Origin of the sequence: Rhizobium sp. 862_C5_N1_2, from assembly GCF_051811205.1 — a bacterium.
In the GTDB taxonomy this organism is placed as follows: Bacteria; Pseudomonadota; Alphaproteobacteria; order Rhizobiales; family Rhizobiaceae; genus Rhizobium; species Rhizobium leguminosarum.
In genome coordinates this window covers 198,656-216,246 of the sequence record NZ_JBPWPT010000004.1, presented here as the reverse complement: position 1 = coordinate 216,246, position 17,591 = coordinate 198,656, and the positions used below count along the sequence as shown (strand labels likewise).

At 61.0% G+C, this 17,591-nt stretch carries 20 protein-coding genes; 3 read left to right on the top strand and 17 right to left on the bottom strand.

What is annotated here, in order from left to right:
* The first annotated feature begins 33 nt into the window (after nt 1–33).
* Both ACD590_RS33810 and ACD590_RS33805 read left to right on the top strand, forming a co-directional pair.
* Nucleotides 34–378 carry a RidA family protein gene (locus ACD590_RS33810; protein ID WP_018246876.1) on the top strand — a complete coding sequence of 115 codons (345 nt, stop codon included), beginning with the start codon at nt 34–36 and terminating at the stop codon, nt 376–378.
* 135 nt (nt 379–513) lie between these two features.
* Nucleotides 514–1,527, top strand: coding sequence for a succinylglutamate desuccinylase/aspartoacylase family protein (locus tag ACD590_RS33805; RefSeq protein ID WP_168320122.1), 1,014 nt, complete (start codon nt 514–516; stop codon nt 1,525–1,527).
* A 15-nt stretch (nt 1,528–1,542) separates the two neighbouring features.
* Here the strand turns inward: ACD590_RS33805 and ACD590_RS33800 are convergent, their stop codons facing one another.
* The 7 genes from ACD590_RS33800 to ACD590_RS33770 form a co-directional block, all read right to left on the bottom strand.
* Entirely contained in the window at nt 1,543–2,727 is a 1,185-nt protein-coding gene (locus ACD590_RS33800; RefSeq protein ID WP_439004297.1) for a hypothetical protein, read from the bottom strand.
* 168 nt (nt 2,728–2,895) lie between these two features.
* Nucleotides 2,896–3,570, bottom strand: coding sequence for a 4-carboxy-4-hydroxy-2-oxoadipate aldolase/oxaloacetate decarboxylase (locus ACD590_RS33795; RefSeq protein ID WP_439004296.1), 675 nt, complete (start codon nt 3,568–3,570; stop codon nt 2,896–2,898).
* 84 nt (nt 3,571–3,654) lie between these two features.
* On the bottom strand, nt 3,655–4,491 hold the full coding sequence (locus tag ACD590_RS33790; RefSeq protein ID WP_018246880.1) for an ABC transporter substrate-binding protein: 837 nt from the start codon (nt 4,489–4,491) through the stop codon (nt 3,655–3,657).
* A 31-nt stretch (nt 4,492–4,522) separates the two neighbouring features.
* Entirely contained in the window at nt 4,523–5,287 is a 765-nt protein-coding gene (locus ACD590_RS33785) for an amino acid ABC transporter ATP-binding protein (protein WP_018246881.1), read from the bottom strand.
* Nucleotides 5,284–6,042 carry an amino acid ABC transporter permease gene (locus ACD590_RS33780; RefSeq protein WP_077980868.1) on the bottom strand — a complete coding sequence of 253 codons (759 nt, stop codon included), beginning with the start codon at nt 6,040–6,042 and terminating at the stop codon, nt 5,284–5,286. Before ACD590_RS33780 ends, ACD590_RS33785 begins: the two co-directional genes overlap by 4 nt.
* Entirely contained in the window at nt 6,039–6,746 is a 708-nt protein-coding gene (locus ACD590_RS33775) for an amino acid ABC transporter permease (RefSeq protein ID WP_047620533.1), read from the bottom strand. Before ACD590_RS33775 ends, ACD590_RS33780 begins: the two co-directional genes overlap by 4 nt.
* Nucleotides 6,743–7,546, bottom strand: coding sequence for an SDR family oxidoreductase (locus ACD590_RS33770; RefSeq protein WP_115157889.1), 804 nt, complete (start codon nt 7,544–7,546; stop codon nt 6,743–6,745). The genes ACD590_RS33775 and ACD590_RS33770 overlap by 4 nt, the downstream gene beginning before the upstream one ends.
* 193 nt (nt 7,547–7,739) lie before the next feature.
* On the opposite strand from ACD590_RS33770, the gene nac reads away from it, so the two are divergent.
* Nucleotides 7,740–8,699 (top strand): nitrogen assimilation transcriptional regulator NAC, encoded by a 960-nt coding sequence (nac, locus tag ACD590_RS33765; RefSeq protein ID WP_018449055.1) that lies wholly within the window; start codon nt 7,740–7,742, stop codon nt 8,697–8,699.
* 19 nt (nt 8,700–8,718) lie between these two features.
* Here the strand turns inward: nac and ACD590_RS33760 are convergent, their stop codons facing one another.
* From ACD590_RS33760 to ACD590_RS33715, 10 genes are all read right to left on the bottom strand, one after another.
* Nucleotides 8,719–9,921, bottom strand: coding sequence for a pyridoxal phosphate-dependent aminotransferase (locus ACD590_RS33760; RefSeq protein ID WP_131647225.1), 1,203 nt, complete (start codon nt 9,919–9,921; stop codon nt 8,719–8,721).
* Between the two features lie 61 nt (nt 9,922–9,982).
* On the bottom strand, nt 9,983–10,750 hold the full coding sequence (locus tag ACD590_RS33755) for a 5-oxoprolinase subunit PxpA (RefSeq protein WP_439004295.1): 768 nt from the start codon (nt 10,748–10,750) through the stop codon (nt 9,983–9,985).
* A 37-nt stretch (nt 10,751–10,787) separates the two neighbouring features.
* The gene (locus ACD590_RS33750; protein ID WP_018449052.1) at nt 10,788–11,783 is read right to left on the bottom strand and encodes a biotin-dependent carboxyltransferase family protein; all 996 of its coding nucleotides are present in this window, start codon (nt 11,781–11,783) and stop codon (nt 10,788–10,790) included.
* On the bottom strand, nt 11,780–12,487 hold the full coding sequence (gene pxpB, locus ACD590_RS33745) for a 5-oxoprolinase subunit PxpB (RefSeq protein WP_113542815.1): 708 nt from the start codon (nt 12,485–12,487) through the stop codon (nt 11,780–11,782). Before pxpB ends, ACD590_RS33750 begins: the two co-directional genes overlap by 4 nt.
* A complete protein-coding gene (locus ACD590_RS33740; RefSeq protein ID WP_047620538.1) occupies nt 12,484–12,918 on the bottom strand; it encodes an acetyl-CoA carboxylase biotin carboxyl carrier protein in 435 nt (144 codons plus the stop codon). The genes pxpB and ACD590_RS33740 overlap by 4 nt, the downstream gene beginning before the upstream one ends.
* Complete coding sequence (gene accC / locus ACD590_RS33735; RefSeq protein ID WP_439004294.1) at nt 12,915–14,300, bottom strand: acetyl-CoA carboxylase biotin carboxylase subunit; 1,386 nt, start codon at nt 14,298–14,300, stop codon at nt 12,915–12,917. Before accC ends, ACD590_RS33740 begins: the two co-directional genes overlap by 4 nt.
* The gene (locus ACD590_RS33730; RefSeq protein ID WP_439004293.1) at nt 14,300–14,743 is read right to left on the bottom strand and encodes an acetyl-CoA carboxylase biotin carboxyl carrier protein; all 444 of its coding nucleotides are present in this window, start codon (nt 14,741–14,743) and stop codon (nt 14,300–14,302) included. Before ACD590_RS33730 ends, accC begins: the two co-directional genes overlap by 1 nt.
* A 534-nt stretch (nt 14,744–15,277) precedes the next feature.
* Nucleotides 15,278–15,610 carry a hypothetical protein gene (locus tag ACD590_RS33725; RefSeq protein ID WP_027683001.1) on the bottom strand — a complete coding sequence of 111 codons (333 nt, stop codon included), beginning with the start codon at nt 15,608–15,610 and terminating at the stop codon, nt 15,278–15,280.
* A 32-nt stretch (nt 15,611–15,642) separates the two neighbouring features.
* On the bottom strand, nt 15,643–16,233 hold the full coding sequence (locus ACD590_RS33720) for a hypothetical protein (RefSeq protein WP_027683000.1): 591 nt from the start codon (nt 16,231–16,233) through the stop codon (nt 15,643–15,645).
* Between the two features lie 8 nt (nt 16,234–16,241).
* Complete coding sequence (locus tag ACD590_RS33715; protein ID WP_439004292.1) at nt 16,242–17,573, bottom strand: hypothetical protein; 1,332 nt, start codon at nt 17,571–17,573, stop codon at nt 16,242–16,244.
* Nucleotides 17,574–17,591: the final 18 nt, after the last annotated feature.

Below are 17,591 nucleotides of genomic sequence, written 5' to 3'. Positions count from 1 at the left end.
CTCCCTCCAAAAGCAAGAAAAGGAAAACCCGCAATGATCCAGCGTTATCAGAAAGGTTCGCGTATGAGCCAAGCCGTCAGCTACGGCGGTCTCGTCTATATTGCCGGCCAGGTCGCGGAAAATCGCAAGGCTGATATCAAGGACCAGACCCGCGACGTGCTCGGCAAGATCGACGCCCTTTTGAAAGAAGCTGGCATCGACCGCTCGCGCCTCATCGCCGTCAATGTCTTCCTGCCGGCGATCGTCGATTTCGAGGCGATGAACAGCGTCTATGATGACTGGATCGACATCGAAAACCCGCCGGCCCGCGCCTGCACCGAAGCTCGTCTCGCCGATCCCGATCTGCGCGTCGAAATGACCGCGATCGCCGCGCTCTAGCGCATCGGCCCGAAAATCGGAATCGATTTTCGGAAAGCACGATGCGTAAGTTGAAAGTGTTACAGCGTCCTTTGCGCGGCTCAAAAAGACGCGCGGCGCTGTAACGGCATCGCAACCGCCCGCACTGGAGACATCATGCACAGCGGTCTCGTCAATCCGATCGACTTTTTGCGCGAGGGCCGGCAGGCCGGCCACCTCGCCATTCCCTATTCGATCGATCGGTCGCCCTATTATCAGATCCGCATTCCGATCCTTCGCCTGAAAAATGGCGAGGGGCCGTCTTTGCTGCTGATGGCCGGCAACCATGGCGACGAATATGAGGGCGAACTCCAGCTCGGCCGGTTGATGCGGCTGCTTGATGTCGCTGAAATCCGCGGCGCCGTCACCATCCTGCCGATGGCGAACCTCCCGGCGGTGATGGCGGCCAAGCGCTGCTCGCCCTTCGACGGGGGCAACCTCAATCGAGCGTTTCCCGGCGATCCCACCGGCTCGCCGACAGCGCGGATGGCGCATTTCCTCGAACACGAACTTTTTCCGCGCCATGACGTCGTGCTCGACCTGCATTCGGGCGGCACGTCCATGGCGCACCTGCCCTGCACGCTGATTGAGCGGCAGGCCGATGCCGCCCGCTTCGAACGGTCCGTTTCGCTGATGCGCGCCATGGGTGCGGCGCATGCCTTCATCGCCGACAACGGGCCGACCGCGCCGACATCGATGGGGGCTGCGGCAAGGGCCGGGACCGTAGGGCTTTCCGGCGAGTTCGGCGGCGGCGGCACCGTGACGCCTGAGACAATGGCCTTCACGGCGGCGGCAATCGACCGGCTGCTGGTGACACTCGGCATCGTCGAGCGTCCGGTGCTGTCGCGCGCGCCGCTCACCGAGCCCGGGCCGTTGCAGCTGCTTTCGCTATCCCGCCATAGCCAGGGCATCTATGCGAACCACAGAGGCTGGTTCGAGCCGGCCGTGGCACTCGGGGCCACCGTTTCCGCCGGCGACCTTGCCGGATGGTACCATGACCTCGAACGCCTGGATCAGCCGGAGGAAGAGCTGCGCTTTGCCGAGAGCGGCATTGTCATTTCCCACAGGCTGCACTGCGACAGCCAGGCCGGCGACTGCCTGATCCAGGTCGCCGAACCCATCGCATCCTGAGGAGCGCTGATCTGCTTACGTGATTGCGCCGACCGACGTCTTGACCCAGTCGAGGCGCTTAGCCGGTATCAGGCCGTAATTGTAGAAGTTCACGCCGTCAGCGCCGGCATCGACGGCGGCCTTGGCGCGTGCGGCGAGCACCGCCGGCCCGCTGACCTCAGGATAGAAGACGCGCAGGCCCACCCCAAGGAACTTGCCCGGTCCGATTGCCGCCCTGCCGGTCCGGATGACATCGCCGACGGCATCCGGCTCCATGTCGTAGCAGCAGAGGATGGCCCCGTCGCAGAGCTTGCCGGCGGCTGCGAGATCGACGCCGCCGAGCCAGCCGTCCTTCAGGTCGATGAGCACGATGCGTGTCGCCGGATCGGCTGCCGCCTTGATCTCGCCGATCAGGCTGGTCACCGGTTCGCTGCGCCAAGTGAGATAGGCATGCAGATCAGGATGGTCGCGAAAGGCGTCGATGCCGGCCGCCGGGAAGTCAGGGAACTGCCGTTCCGGGACAGCTCGTTCGCAGAGTTCGGCGATGAAGCGCCCGACCGACCGGCGCGCACCTTCCACCGGCACGCCGGCCTTTTCGGCGCGCACCGTGCAATGGTCGCAGAAGCAGAGCGACAGCAGGAAATCGTCTTCGGCGTTCAGGCCGACGCCGTCTTTCTCGTGATGATATTCATGCGCGAATCCCATGAAGTTCGGGCTCTCGAGTTCCACCATATCGGGCTGGTAGTTGGTCGTAATGTCGCGAACAAGAGTGACGGCATAGGCCCGCGCCGCCGGGCTGGAGGGGCAAAGATTGTAATAGTTGGGATTGCCGAAGGCATTCCGCGTCACGTGATCGGGATGCAGCATGCCGAGACGGGTATTGTGGAGGCAGACCGTCCAGCAGGAGACCTTGAGACACGTCGTCTCGCGTCCTTGGACGAGGGCTTCCAGCATGTCGCCGCGCTCGGTGACATGCCCAGCCATCAGCGGCCGGATCAGCTTATCCCGCCATAGGCTCTCATCCGGCCGGAAGTAGACCGTCCCGTCTTCGGGGAAATAGGCCTTCTGCTGCGGGCTGCGCGGCTGCAGGAACCGGCCGGCATGATAGGAGGTCGCCAGGCTGACCGTGTTCAGGCCCGCGCGGCCGCGAAGGTCGGCGGCGAGTGCTGCAAGCCCCTGGTCCTGGATGTCCCAGGGATAAGTCCACATGGAAAGATGCATGGCGTGCTCCCGTCGAATCTGTCCATTTTATAGAACATGTGTCCATAATAGTGTCCAGACTGATCTTTGAGGCGGGCGCCTGCTAGTAGCGTTTATGCATAGGGCGGCTGGCCGAAAAGGCCAGCCGCCCTATAAAGTGGCAGGGCTGATCGCTATTGCGCTGTCGCGTCAGATGTCGACGACGAGGCCCTTGGCTTTCAGCACCGTTTCGAGATTGCTGACCTCGATGACCGATTTGCCCTGCTTATATGCCGCGATATAGCCGGCCTCGGCATCTTCGCGGGCCTGTGACAGCCTGGCGACTTCCTGCGCTTCCTGGCGACGCACGACCACCAAGCCGTCGGCATCACCGGCGATGATGTCGCCGGGATGGATGATTTCGCCGCCGACGATGATCGTGTCGTTCACCGCCGCAATAGTTTCTTTCACCGTCCCCTTGATGCAGACGCTGAGCGAGAAGACGGGAAAGCCAAGTTCCCTGAGCTGAAGGGTGTCGCGCACGCCGGTGTCGGTCACGAGACCGCCGATGCCCTTTGCCAGGCAGGCGTTGGCGAGGACATCGCCGAAGGATCCGGCCTCTTCGTATTCGCCGGCCGATACGACGATGATATCGCCCGGCTTTGCGTAGTTGATGGCAAGCTGCAGCATGATGTTGTCACGTGGCGCGCATTTCACCGTAAAGGCCGGGCCGCATAGTTTCATGCGGTAGTCGACGGGCTTGAGGCGGGAGGAAAGGGCTCCGCGGCGCCCTTGGGCTTCGTGGATCGTCGCGGGTGAAAATTTGGAAACGGCGTCGATATCGGCTTTGCTTGGCCGTTCGGCAATATCTTTAATATGGATCACGGATGCCTCCCATCGTTGGCCGACGGCGGGCATGCCCCGCCGTCTGATTTCGTTTGGACATTATTATCGGATGACACCGAGGTCCTAGGGGATCGGGTCGAACTTCAGCTCCGAGAGAGATACGACCTTGTCGGTGCGCGTCATCTTGTATTCGGTATCCGGGCCGAGCCACTTGTCCCAGATCTTGTTGATCTCGCCTGATGTGTCGAGCTTGCGAAGGATCTCGTTGATCTTGGCGGTCAGCGCCGGCTGATCCTTGGCCATGCCGATGCCGATCGGCTGATACAGCATCGGCTCCTCGATCATCCGCATTGGCTTGCCCTTGCTCTTCGATTCATTGACGAACTTGGTCGTCGTCATGGTGTTGGCCACCATGCCGCGGGCCTTGCCCTGTTGGACGGCGAGATAGGCCGAGGCGGTATCCTGGAAGGTCAGCGGATCGGATTTGTTGAGCTTGATCGACATCTCAGACGTCGAACCCTTGGTCGAAGCAATGCGCTGGCCTGCGAAATCGGCCTTCGTCTTGCCGGCATCGTCCGCCGGCACGATCAGCATTTCCTTGGCGAGATAATAGGGGTCGCTGAACTGGATCTGCTCGGCGCGGCTCAGAGTATAGGCAAGGTTGGCGACTGTGATGTCGACGCGGCCGAGCTTGACCTCGGGCACACGCGCTTCGACCGAAACCGGCTTTATTTCGGCCTTGACGCCCAATTCCTTGGCGATGGCGCCGCAGAGATCGACGTCGAAACCGGCCATTTCGCGGGTCTTCGGATCGGGTGAGGCGAAGGGAGGAACGTCGGCGAACGTCGCGCAGCGCAGGGTTTTCGCCGAGATGATGTTATCGAGCTGATCGGCTTTTGCGGGCACGGCCGCAGCCATGCCGGCAAATGCGACGGTGAGGGTTAGGCATTTCCAGTTCATTGCTGTTCTCCTTTGTTTTTGGTGGTTGGTATCAATGCCTGAGATCAGCGAGGAATCGCTGCGCACGGGGATGGCTTGGATTGTTGAAGAAGTCCTCGGGGGTCGCCATTTCGAGGATCTGGCCCGCATCGATGAACCAGACCCGATCCGCGACGTCGCGCGCGAAGCCCATTTCATGAGTGACGCAGAGCATGGTCATGCCTTCCGACGCCAGGCTCTTCATGACAGCCAGCACTTCGCCGACCATTTCAGGATCGAGCGCGCTGGTCGGCTCGTCGAACAGCATCACCGGCGGTTCCATGGCAAGGGCGCGGGCGATTGCCACCCGCTGCTGCTGGCCGCCTGAGAGTTGACCGGGATAGGCCCGGGCCTTGTCGGCAAGGCCGACCCGATCGAGAAGCTTGAGGGCCTTGTCCTTTGCAACATCCGGCGCCACGCCTTTCACGCGGATCGGCGACATCGACACGTTTTCGACCACCGAAAGGTGCGGAAACAGGTTGAAGTTCTGAAATACGAAGCCGATCCGGCTGCGCAGTGCATTGAGTTCCTTCGCCCGCATGGCGGCGTGAATGTTTTGCCCGTCGAGCGTAATCGATCCGCTGTTGATCTCCTCGAGGCGATTGATCGTGCGGATCAGCGTCGATTTTCCCGAACCGGACGGCCCGCAGATGACCACGACTTCGCCGCGTGTCACCTGCGCATCGATGTCCTTCAGGACCGGGTAGTCGCCGTAGCTCTTGCAGACCTGCGAAAGCCGGATCGTCTGCAATTCCTGTGCTGAAACTGACATGGTCATAGCTGCTCCGATATGATTTTCGATGGCGCGACCAAGGCGGCAGAGGGAAGGTTGGAAAGTCCCGCACGCCGCCGCGTGATGCTCCGCTCGAGGCGATTTGCGAAGTAGGTGAGCGTCCAGCAGATGGCGAAGTAGACGATCGCCAGAATGAGGAAGACCTGGAAAGGCTGGGTCAGGAGCTGGTTGTTGACCTGGCTTGCGGCAAAGGTCAGGTCCGGCACGTTGATCACGTAGCCGAGCGTCGTGTCCTTGATCGTCGAGACGAAGGTGGAGATGATGCTGGGGATCATGTTGTAGAGCGCCTGCGGCAGGATGATGAAGCGCATCGCACCGAGATAGCCATGGCCAAGCGCACGCCCCGCATCCATCTGGCCCGGTCCGAGCGCGACGATGCCGGCACGGACGACTTCGCTCAGGAATGCGCTCTGATAGACCACGAGTGTCGTCAGCATCGTCACGAAGCTCGGCACATCGGCGCCGGTCAGCAGCGGAACGAGGAAATAGCTCCACAGGATGAGCATCAGCAGCGGCACGCCCCTGGTGAAATAGACCAGCGCGGTGACCGGCCAGCGCAGCAGCGGCGACTTGGAGAGCCGCGCCAGTGCGAACAGGATGCTGACCGGAAAGGCGAGAGCGATGCTGAGCGCCGAAAGGATCAGCGTGTTGGCGAGCCCGCCAAGCGGCCCGTTCGGATATTGGCCGATCAGCAGCAGCAGCCAGTAGTCTTGGACGATGGCGATCATGTCGTGGATCATGCGCGCGCGCTCCTGGCAGGATCGGTGCGCATCGACAGATAGGCGCCGATGCTCATGATCACGAGCGAGAAGAAAAGATAGAGAACCGTGCCCACCAGGTAGATCTCGAAGGTCCGGAAGCTGAGGTTCTCGATTTCCTTCACGGCATGGGTCAGCTCCGAGGCTCCGATGACAACCGCGAGACTGCTGTTCTTGAACAGGGAAACGCTGTGATTGATGAGCGGCGGCAGCGCGTTGCGCACGCCTTGCGGCATGATGACGAAACGCATCGCGGAGACATAGCCGTGGCCAAGCGCACGCGCTGCCTGCATTTGGCCGGGACTGACTGAGCGCACGCCTGACCGAAGATCTTCGCTGAAATAAGCCGCCTGGCAGAGCCCGAGCCCGATCACCGCGAAGATGGCTTCCGCATTATGGACTGCCAGCCATTCGGCTACCCCGCTCGGCATCAGGGTGAAAATCCCGAAGTACCATAGCATGAGCTGAACCAGGGTGGGGACGTTCCGGTGGTAGGAGACGTAAGCGGCGACTAACGGATCGCCGAAGCGAAAGGGCGACAAACGCAAAGCCAGCAGCAGAAGCGCCAGCGCCATCGCCATCGACCAGGAGCCGGCATAGATGATGAAGGTCATCTCGATGCCATGCAGCAGCATGGCGGTGTATTCCGGATTTCCAAGGATTGCCGAAAGGTCGAAACCGCTCACGGGTTTGGCTCCCCGGGTTGATCCGTCTTCGCCGCAGCGGATTGATCTGGCTTCGCCGAAGGCTGGGGCTTTGCCGTCTGCAGGCCGCCCATGACCTGCAGCGTCGGCGTGATCTCCATGTGCCCTATGTTGACGGCGACGGGGGCTGCTATGGCGAAGGCAATCGCGTCGGCAATATCGGCCGCCTGCGGCAGTTCGAAGCCGTCGATGAACCGTTCGCGGATGCTGGGGTCATCACCGTGGACGTGATTGAAGATATCAGTGGCAACCCGACCGGGGCAGATTTCTGTGACCCGTACCCGCTTGCCGAAAGCGTCGATGCGTAGCTGGTTGGACAGCATGCTCACCCCTGCCTTGGTGGCGTGATAGGATGAGTTGCCGCCGAAATTGTAAGCGCCGGCGATCGACGAGATGTTGATGACATGCCCGCGGTCGCGCGCCACCATACCGGGCACGACCAGCCGGCAGATGTGCAGGACCGCCCGGAGATTGACGTCGACGATGAGATCGATATCGCCCTCGTCGGCTTCCAGGAACTTCTTCGGCCGGTCGACACCGGCATTGTTGACGAGAATATCGAACTCCACCCGACGGGTGAGCTCGGCCATGGCCTGACGGTCGGTCACGTCGATGACGTGGGCGACGCAGCCCGTCCGCGCAGCCAGCTGCTGCAGCGCTTCGGCACTGCGGGCAACGGCATGGACCTCGATGTTCTCGCGGCCGAGCCGCTCAACGACGGCTGCGCCGATACCGGAGGATGCGCCGGTCACCAGTGCGGTCTTGTAGTCGGAGAATGGCATTGTCGTTCCCTTGTTGTTGATTGAGACAGTAGCGAAGCTTTAACCCCTTGCCTAAGACCGATTATCTCTGGAGCAATAAGCAACGGTTATGGAGCCGGGAGGGCTGCTGGAAGCAGAGAAAGAGGTGGTCTCAGCATCACCTCGCAGTATCTCTGCCTCGGGCTGCCAGCGACCGCGTCGCGTTGCAAAAGCAATGCGCGTCTGCAAACATGTAAGCAGCGCAGATCAGAACGGTACCCCGATCCTCATGGACATCAGACGCCTCAAATCTTTCATCGTGATCGTCGACAGCGGCAGCATCACGCGAGCGGCGGACCTTCTGCACATCGCCCAGCCGGCTCTCAGTCAGCAGCTTGCGGCACTGGAGGAGCATTTCGGCCACAAGCTGCTGATCCGCAGCCAGCAGGGTGTCAGCATGACCGATGCGGGACACGCGGTGTATCGCCATGCGCAGATTATCCTTCGGCAGATGGAGCAGGCGCAAGCGGATGCATCGGCAGCCGGCAATTCGCTTGCCGGCCGTGTGTCCGTCGGTCTGGTGCCGTTTAGCAGTGCGGCCACGCTGTCGGTCGACCTCCTGGCGGAGACCCGCAAACGACATCCCGGTATTCTGCTGCACCTGACCGAAAGCGTCGGCCAGACCTATAGCCAGATGATCATGAACGGCCGGTTGGAGATGGCGCTTCTCCATGGAACCGGACCGATCAAGGGCGTCCGGTTCGAGCCGATCCTAAGCGAAGAGTTTTTCCTTGTCGCGCATCGGGACTTTGCGATCGAAGCGGATGCGAAACCCGTTCCGCTCAATGCTCTCGACGGAATACCACTGCTGTTGCCGCCGGCCTACAATTTCGTCCGCCGCGCGGTCGATACCGCATTCACGCGCACCCGAACCAATTTGAAGGTCGTGGCGGAAGTCGAAATCGTCCGCACTCTGGCCCGCGCGGTGGGCAGCGGTCTCGGCGCGACGATCATGCCGAAAGCCATCGCCGACCGTATCGTATCGGAATCGAGTGAGCCGCTGATCTGCCGGCTCGTCTCGCCGCGGATCGAAGAAACACTGTCGCTGTGCGTTTCCGACCAGAATCCCTTGTCGGAACCGGCCCTCGCCGTCAGAGACATCCTTCTCGAGTTGACGGCGCGGCTGAAAAGCTAAACCAGAGGCGCGACGCCGATCAGCGCATATCCTTGCAGAATTGAGCTATGCGGGCGCATCCTTCGCCGAGCTTCTCCATACTCGTGGCGTAGGAAATCCGGAAAAAGGGGCTCATTCCGTAAGCCGCCCCTTGCACGGTCGCGACATGATGCTCGTCGACGAGCGCCATGACGAAATCGACGTCGGTCTCGATCTTTCGCCCGCCCTTGCTGGTCTTGCCGATCAGCCCAGAGATATTGGGGTAGATGTAGAAGGCGCCTTCGGGCCTATGGCAGCGCAGCCCTTCCACCTCCGACAATCTGTCGAGGACGAAGTCGCGTCTTTCCTTGTAGATCGCGGCACGCTCCTTCAAGAGATCCTGCGGCCCGTCCAAGGCGGCGGTCGCCGCAGCCTGGGTCAGCGTCGCAATGCCGCCGCCATTCTGGCCGTTGACGTTGCTGACGGCGGAGATCAGGTCTTTCGGCCCGGCGCAAAAGCCGAGCCGCCAGCCTGTCATTGCGTAAGCCTTGGAGACGCCGTTCATCGTCAGGACGCGATCATAGAGCCTGGGCTCGACTTCGGCGATCGTGCAGAACTGGAAGTCGTCATAGACCAGGTGTTCGTAGATATCGTCGGTCATGATCCAGACATTGGGATGTCGCAGCATGACCTCGGCGATGGCGGCCATCTCCGCCCTGGAGCAGGCGGCTCCGGTCGGATTGTTCGGGAAATTCAGGAAGAGCCATTTGGTGCGCGGCGTGATCGCTGCCTCCAGATCCTCCGGACGCAGCTTGAAGCCGCCCTGCTCGTGACAGGAAACAGCGACCGGGACGCCGCCGGCGAATTTGACGATATCGGCATAGCTGACCCAGGAGGGTGTGGGGATGACGACCTCGTCGCCCGGATTGCAGGTTGCCAGCATGGCGTTGAAGATCACCTGCTTGCCGCCGCCCGAGACGACGATCTGGCTGGCATCGTAGTCGAGATTATTGTCCCGTTTGAACTTCCTGATGATGGCGGCCTTCAGCGCCGGCGTCCCGTCCATCGGCGGATATTTCGTATCGCCGGCAAGAGCTGCCGCATGAGCCGCCTCAATCGCGTGGGCCGGAGTGGGGAAATCCGGCTCGCCGGACGAGAGGCTGACAACCTTGATTCCCTTGGCGGCGAGTTCCCTGGCGCGCTGGGTCATGGCGGCGGATGCGGATATGGAGACGTTTTTCAGGCGGTCAGCGATGACGGACATCGACTTGGTCCTTCGATGAGAGATGGGAACGGGAGACCGCCCGCGGGCGATCGGCATTGCGTCAGTCGGCGAGTTCAGCGGCAGGCGCGAGCGCGGCACCCGTGGCTTCGATCTCGCCGCGCACGATGCCGGCAAGCTCGAGGGCGCCGGGTGTGTCGCTGTGGACGAGAATGGAGCGGGCCGGCATCGCGATCACGGCTCCATCGATCGTCTCGACCGTGCCTTCGAGGAGGAATTGCCGCACACGTGCACGCACTGCGGGTTCGTCCTTGATAACGGCGCCCGGCAGCCCGCGCACGACGAGTTTCCCGCCGGCGTCATAGGCCCGGTCGGCAAGGAAAAGCGCCAACGTCTTCAAACGCGCGCGTTTGGCCGCCTGCTGAATCTCGCTGCCATGGGTGACGAAGACGACGAGACCGGCATCGACCGTGGCGATCGCATCCATCATCAGATCGGCGAGCAGGGTATCGCGATTGACCATATTGCCCATCGCCGCGTGGAAGCTGATATGGGAGACAGTGACACCCTCGGCTTTGGCGATCGCTATCAGTGCGCCGAGCTGATAGAGCATCTGCTGGCGAAGCTCGTCTGCCTGGAATGGTATTTCGCGCCGGCCGAAGCCGAGCCGATCAGGCAAACCGGGATGCGCGCCGATGCCGACGCCGTTCAGCTTCGCAAGCCGGACCATTCGCCCCATCGTATCCGGGTCGCCGCCATGGAAACCGCAGGCGATGTTGGCCGACGAGACGAGTTTCATCATCGCTTCGTCATCGCACAGCCGGTAGGGACCAAATCCTTCGCCCATGTCGGAATTCAGATCGATCTTCATCAGTTCCTCCTTTTTACGGCCTTTTGGGCGACACGCATCAGGCCATCGCCTTCAAGGCGCGCTTGACCATTCGGGATGTCTGCCTGACGTCTTCGACATAGCGGGCGACAGCCTGTTCCACCGTGCGCGCCTCCGCATGCGTCGAGCGAACGAAATTCAGGCGGGCGCCGATGCGGGCTTGCCCGAGCCGCCAGAGATCGCATTCGATCACTCCGGCGATCTTCGGATATCCGCCGGCGGTGTTGGCATCGCTCATCTGCACGATAGGTTCGCCGCCGGGCGGAACCTGGATCACGCCGGGCACGACGCCGTGGGAGCGCATCTCGATGGATGCTGTCGGCGTGATCGGCTCGCCTGATAAGCGGTAGCCCGTCCGGTCGCTTCGGGAGGAAATCCTCCAGGTCTGGCTCCAGAAGGCTTCGCCATCTCCGGCGAAAAGATCATGCTCGCCGGCCGGCAGGGCGCGGATCGGCAAAGCGCCGTCGACAGTGGCCGGGAAGACATCGCGCAGCGCCACGGCCGGTTCGACGACGGCGAGACCAGAGGCCGGCAACATGACCATCTCTGCGTCCTCGCCGACCGCGATCCGATCGCCCTTCGCCAGGGGCCGGCCGGCATTGCCACCAAAGCCACCGCGGAGCGATGTGCTTTGCGAGCCCATGACAACTGGGATATCCAGCCCGCCTCCGAGCGCAACATAGGAGCGTGCAAGCCGCGGGGGCTGTTTCAGTCCGAGAACCTGTCCGGGCTCCGCGAGATAGGCGCACCAGGGAAGCAGTTCCGATCCATCCAAATCGGGATTGCCGTCGGCACCGGTAACGGCAAAGACGACGCGCCGCTCGAAACGCAGGCTGAACGGGAACGTCTGCACCTCTATCGCGGCGGCATCTTCGTCATTGCCGACGAGAATGTTGCCGATCCGGACCGCAAGCGGATCCATCGCGCCGCTCGCCGATACGCCGATGTCGCGATAGCCGGGGCGGCCAAGATCCTGCACTGTATTGAACGGGCCGCTTTCCAAGATCTCGATCATAGCTCAATCCCTGCTGGCAGGAACCGCACCGTATCTCCCGGCGCCATCATCGCGGGGGTCGGTGACGTGGGGTCGAACATCTCAAGCGTCGCGAAGCCAATGGAGTTCCAGCCATTCGGACCTGTGAGCATGGCGACGCCGGTCTGCATGCCGCCGATGGTCACGCAGCCCTTCGGCATTTTCAGCGAGGGCACGGTCTTTCGCGGCATGTAGATGCGCGGATCGAGACCATGCAGATAACCGAAACCGGGAGCGCTGCCCAAGGCGAACACACGGTAGGTCGCTTCATGATGGATGCGGACGACCTCGCGGTCGCTCAAGCCTGAGAGATCGCAAAGGGCTGGAAGATCCGTCGCATGTTCGCCGCCATATTGGACGGGGATCTCGATGGTCTTGCCCTTGAGATCGATGCTACGGGCATTCTCCCATGCCTCCAGCAGCCGGGCGACCACCGCATCGGGATCTTCGGGGGTCTCCTTGAAGATCACCAGCAGATTGGTCATGCCCGGGATGTTTTCCGCAAGGTCCGTCCAACCTTTCACAGTCTGGGACAGAGCCCAGATCCGCCGCTGCGCGATAAGGTCGAAGTCGCCTGGCGCCTCGAGCAGGAAGGATCTGGCGCCGATCGAGGAAACCCGCGCCAGGTTTTTGGTGGCCGGAACGATCTCGCGTTGCGATGCATGTCTGTTCGTCGTGACGATCATGACTGGAGCTCGATTTCGAACAGAGGATCACCGAAGCCGACCGGTGCGCCGCGTTCTGCGAGCAGCCTGGTCAAAACACCGGAACGGCTGGCGCGAAGGGGAAGCAGGATGTGCCCTACCCCGACAAAGCCGACGATATCCGCTTCGGATACGGAGCGCGGCAGATTTTGCGGCGCGGCGGAGGCGGGATGCTCGACATGGAAGCGGCCGGCCATCGGCGCCTTCACAACGACCGATGCGGAGCCGGGAGCCAAACCGGGAGCATGGGGCGTCGCTTCGGGCGGGCTGATCCGGGCACCGTCTTTTCCAGCGACGACGATGCGAAGCTGTCCGTCCGGCCGGGAGATTTCAAGACCGTCCACGCCGGCGGCCATCAGCGCCTCGGTGAGCAATGCGATGGTCGCCGGATCGCTGAAATCGATCGCGCTCATGCCGCCCTCCGCAGCTTCAGCCATTGTTCGAGATAGTGAATGTCCGTCTCGCCGCGCGCGAATGCGCCGTCCTCGAACAGGGCGCGCAGGAAGGGGATATTGGTGGAAATCCCCTCGACCTCAGTACCGGCAAGCGCTTCGCGCATTCTTGCCATTGCTTCCGTCCGCGTCGGCGCATGCACGATCAGCTTGGCGATCAGCGAATCGTAATAGGGCGAGATCTTGTAGCCGGCATGAATATGCGTATCGACGCGGATGCCCGGCCCGACGGGCAAAGCCAGATGGGTGACGACACCCGCCGATGGCAGGAAGGTTTCCGGATCCTCGGCGTTGATGCGGCATTCGAAGGAATGGCCTTCGCATGTTACATCGCTTTGGTTGAGATCCAGAACGTGACCCTGGGCTGCCCTTATCTGCGCCTGGACGATATCGACGCCGCTCGTCATTTCGGTGACGGGATGTTCGACCTGAAGTCGCGTGTTCATCTCGATGAAATAGAAAGCGCCGTCCTCATAAAGGAACTCGAAGGTTCCGACGCCCCGGTAGCCGATCTGAAGGCAGGCTTGCACGCAAGCCAGGCCGACCGGCTGGATGATGTCGGACGCGATCCCCGGCGCCGGCGCCTCCTCCACCACTTTCTGATGGCGGCGCTGCATCGAGCAATCCCGGTGTCCTAGCCACACGGCATTGCCGTGATCGTCGCAAAGAACCTGGATCTCGATGTGGCGCGGATGCTGGAGGAATTTCTCCATGTACAGCGAGGGAGAACCGAAGGCCTTGCGAGCCTCTTCCCGCGTAAGAGCGATTGCTTCATGCAACACATCAGCCTTTGGCACGACGCGCATGCCGCGTCCGCCGCCACCGCCGGCCGCCTTGATGATGACAGGATATCCGATTTCCAGCGCTATGCGCTCGATCGTGGCGGGATCGTCGTGCAGCGCGGTGTCCGGACCGGGAACGCAGGGCACGCCGGCCGCCATCATCGCGCGCTTTGCCGAGATCTTGTCGCCCATGGTCGCAATCGAGGACGAGGTCGGACCAATGAAGGTCAGCCCCGCCTTTTCGACGGCGTCGGCGAAGGCGGCATTCTCCGACAGAAAACCGTAACCCGGATGAATGGCGCCCGCACCGGCGAGACGTGCTGCCAGAAGGATGGCATCCTGATTGAGATAGCTCTTGGCGGCACTCGACGGGCCGATGCAGAGAAAGCTGTCGGCGGTGCTGCCGTAAGGCGCTTCCCTGTCGGCCTCGGAGCAGATGGCGATCGTCTTCAGGCCGAGCTCGCGGCAGGCGCGCTGGATCCGGACTGCGATCTCGCCACGATTGGCGATCAGAACGGTATCGAAGCGGCCGGCCGCGGATTGTTCAGGCGTTTCCGGCATCAGGCAATCTCCGCCAGCAGGTCGCCGGTCTCGACCTCGCCGTCGTCGATTTCGGTGAGGTGCGTGATGCGCCCCGACCGCGGCGCGGCGATTGTGTTGAAGACCTTCATTGCCTCGACGATGAAAAGGGTCTGCCCCTCCTCCACCTCGTCCCCGATCGCGACGAATGGCGGCTCCCCGGGCGCCGGGGTCCGGTGCAGAACGCCGAAGACGGGCGCCTTCACCGCATAGGAGGTTTTCTCGACGCTCGAAGACGCATGGGAGACGGCATCATGGGCAAAGTTCGTCGTCGATCCTGCCTTTTGCGTGGGCTGGGCAGCAGCCTCCTGACCCTGCGACGTACGGAAAATCCGAACCGTCACGTCCTTATCGGTCACGGTCAGCTCGGTAATGTTCGATCGTCCGACAAAGTCGATCAGCGTCTTGATCTTCGAGAGGTCCATATGCGTGCTCGGAATTTCAGAATTCCACCGCGCGGACCTGAAGTTTCAGATCGCCCGGCGTTGTGATTTTCGTAGCACGACGCGCCGACTGATGGGGTCAGACGAAGTTTTGATGGAGCGCAATACGCGCCTGGCGGGGGACATTTCGCCGAACGTTTGCAAAGTCCGTCGACGGCGGCCGGCGGCTGCTGGAATCCTCGGCGAGAACAGATCGTTTGGCGAGATCCGCTCTTGATGGGATTCGAACCCGAGACCACACTCGTTTCTCACGCGGACGCTTCCGCATCACTCATAATTTTTACCGGCGAGACGAAATAGAATCCAAGGAACAGCAGAGCGCTTTTGAAAGCGCCGCGTCCGTCCGGGATGATCTACACTTTACCGCAGCGCGGCTCCGTCGAAGATCTGTCGGTTGGTCGCGCCGTCCGACGCGACCAAGGGCAGCGGACTGGGTACGCATCGAGATACCGCCTCAGGAGGGTGGCTGGCGAAGTCGTAGACCGTCAGCCCGCTATCGACGTGATCGTTCGAAAATCAGACGACTTTGAATCCTTTTTTGGCGTCTTGAAACGTACCGTTCAGTTTTATGGCAACCCACAATAATTTCTTCATTGGAGCACCAAGCTCGGCCTTGGCAGTTACCTTTAAAAACTCATCTATACCTGTCGAATGTCCATCAATAGATACTTTAATTTTTGAAACTTCATCACGGCCGTCCTCATCATTGGATATATATACATCGATCTCTTTTTTGCTGAATCCACGGCCTATGAGTTTAAAATTCTTGTTAACAAATAACGATGCCTCCACGGGATCCGGGTCCAAATAGTCAATTTTGACCTCAACTTCAGGTTTGTCGTCGGACATGCTAGCCTCCCTGGTCCGTCTCTGTCTGTAGATCAATCGTTATCGCCCGATCTGCGAGGTATGAATCCGCCTGATCTTGACATCACGCCGCCGGAGCGGGACAGGGCGCCGCCCGATCTGGACATTCCGCCACTCGCCATTCCTCTGGGATCAGCTGAGACCTCGGCCGAGAGCAGGATTTGCTCAAGGGTTCCCGTTTCGGCATCGAGTCTCATCGAGAGATCGCCCTTATCATAGATCCAAACCCTCATCTCATTAGCGAGAGCGCCAATTTGGGAACCGAGACCCGTTCGGGCACTCGAACCAGGAGACCGAGACAATCTGTCGTACGCGAGAGCATTCGGAGGAGGATCGGCGGGATCCGCGCCGGAGCCGTGGACAACGAAGATTGCTGGCCGGCTGAGTTCAATGAAAGCACCCTCGAAAGAGAAGGCATAGATTCGCGCCAGAGTCGCATCGCCCGCGCCAAGCTGGCGCCTCAGAAAATTGTTCTTTCCTGTTTTAGCTATGTTCAGAGACCCATAAACGCTGCCCCTAAGAATCAGATCACTAAGCTCACGACCGAACAGATATACCGCTGATACGCCGAGTAAGGTTTCATCGTCTGCCACGTCTGCCTCCATCTACCTGATTATTGACCGATGCTTGATCTCGACAGCAAAATTTTCTCGCGATAGTTCATCTTCGGAAACTCCAGATAATCTATCGGCAACAACGTGCGCGCAGAGAGGACATGACTGTGATCCTCGCCGCCTTTAATGTGCGCGCCGGCGTGCAGCTCGCCGATCGCCCGTCGCCTGAAGTTTCTGCTGATGATCCGTGCGAATTGGCCGCCACTTTCATCCCGATCAATCGCAAGCATCGTCCTCGCAACGTCGCCGTAGTCCAGAAAGTCGGGAGCGAGAGCCCACAAGGTTTCCGCCAGATACGTCCCGACGATATCGCGTGCATCGAGCAGTGCTTCGACAAATCCATCCGAGTTTCGCGCGAAAGCGCGGTCGAAAGCATGCTGCACGGGTGCCTCGGCAGCCGGATCGAACTCGGCAATATCTGCGAGGTCTTCGACGGCACGCGAGATTAACCCGCGCACCACCAGGCTCTCATGGAAGATATCGACGAGGATGTCGAATATCGCGCCGGTGAGCGGTTGCGAGAGCTCATGCTCGTCCTTCCACCCATGTGCGAAGTCGGCCATCGTCCGTTTGTTGTTTGCCGACCGTATCTGGCGATGCGGCGAAAATTCCGAGAAGCGCGCCAGGCGATTTGCCCGGTAAAGGTTACCGCGCGTCTCCGCGAGAACATTGTCGATCACGGACGGAAAATGCATGGCCGCGATCAGCGACACGCAGTCGGAGAAGGCCTCCTGGAAGCCAAGATATTCGGGGTACTCGGTTCCCGGGCGCGGCACACCCAGTACGCTGAAGATGATCGCGTGCCCCACCTCATGAGCGATGACGTCGAAATCCAGGCTGAAGGGAAGGACGCGCCCGTCGTTTTCGAACTGGCTCCCAATTTCGAGGAAACCATAGCCGTATTGAGCGTTGTCCCATCGCGGCAGGATCGAGATTTCCAGACGGTCATAATGATCGCGAAAATGCCAGGTGAGCGGCTGGCCGAGATAGCGCTCCCACACATCCAGTGTGAATCGCACGCAACCAAAAACATGCGCGGCTTCGAAGCCAGCCATCGAAGATCGGAGATAGTCGAAATTGCCGCACTCGTCGGGGGTGGCCGGCTGAAGGATTTTCCCGGTCCAGGGCGGCAGATACATGTACGGTGTTCCGAGCGGCCCGCGGTTCACACCGTAAGGACTCGTCTTGCCTACCGGCTCCACAACGAACATGCGATCGTCGGCCGGACCAGCCGTCAGGCTACCCAGCGGAGACGACACTTCGACAATCTCGGGACTGGACCGAGCATCTTCAAATGGAGGCTGTACAAAAAGTCTGAACCGGGTGCTCATCCGCTTCCCCTCAAAAGA

Coding starts and splice junctions, on each gene's coding strand:
- ACD590_RS33810 (WP_018246876.1), top strand. CDS start 34: ATGATCCAGCGTTATCAGAAAGGTTCGCGTATGAGCCAAGCCGTCAGC.
- ACD590_RS33805 (WP_168320122.1), top strand. CDS start 514: ATGCACAGCGGTCTCGTCAATCCGATCGACTTTTTGCGCGAGGGCCGG.
- ACD590_RS33800 (WP_439004297.1), bottom strand. CDS start 2,727: ATGCATCTTTCCATGTGGACTTATCCCTGGGACATCCAGGACCAGGGG.
- ACD590_RS33790 (WP_018246880.1), bottom strand. CDS start 4,491: ATGAACTGGAAATGCCTAACCCTCACCGTCGCATTTGCCGGCATGGCT.
- ACD590_RS33785 (WP_018246881.1), bottom strand. CDS start 5,287: ATGACCATGTCAGTTTCAGCACAGGAATTGCAGACGATCCGGCTTTCG.
- ACD590_RS33780 (WP_077980868.1), bottom strand. CDS start 6,042: ATGATCCACGACATGATCGCCATCGTCCAAGACTACTGGCTGCTGCTG.
- ACD590_RS33770 (WP_115157889.1), bottom strand. CDS start 7,546: ATGCCATTCTCCGACTACAAGACCGCACTGGTGACCGGCGCATCCTCC.
- nac (WP_018449055.1), top strand. CDS start 7,740: ATGCGCGTCTGCAAACATGTAAGCAGCGCAGATCAGAACGGTACCCCG.
- ACD590_RS33760 (WP_131647225.1), bottom strand. CDS start 9,921: ATGTCCGTCATCGCTGACCGCCTGAAAAACGTCTCCATATCCGCATCC.
- ACD590_RS33755 (WP_439004295.1), bottom strand. CDS start 10,750: ATGAAGATCGATCTGAATTCCGACATGGGCGAAGGATTTGGTCCCTAC.
- ACD590_RS33750 (WP_018449052.1), bottom strand. CDS start 11,783: ATGATCGAGATCTTGGAAAGCGGCCCGTTCAATACAGTGCAGGATCTT.
- pxpB (WP_113542815.1), bottom strand. CDS start 12,487: ATGATCGTCACGACGAACAGACATGCATCGCAACGCGAGATCGTTCCG.
- ACD590_RS33740 (WP_047620538.1), bottom strand. CDS start 12,918: ATGAGCGCGATCGATTTCAGCGATCCGGCGACCATCGCATTGCTCACC.
- accC (WP_439004294.1), bottom strand. CDS start 14,300: ATGCCGGAAACGCCTGAACAATCCGCGGCCGGCCGCTTCGATACCGTT.
- ACD590_RS33730 (WP_439004293.1), bottom strand. CDS start 14,743: ATGGACCTCTCGAAGATCAAGACGCTGATCGACTTTGTCGGACGATCG.
- ACD590_RS33725 (WP_027683001.1), bottom strand. CDS start 15,610: ATGTCCGACGACAAACCTGAAGTTGAGGTCAAAATTGACTATTTGGAC.
- ACD590_RS33720 (WP_027683000.1), bottom strand. CDS start 16,233: ATGGAGGCAGACGTGGCAGACGATGAAACCTTACTCGGCGTATCAGCG.
- ACD590_RS33715 (WP_439004292.1), bottom strand. CDS start 17,573: ATGAGCACCCGGTTCAGACTTTTTGTACAGCCTCCATTTGAAGATGCT.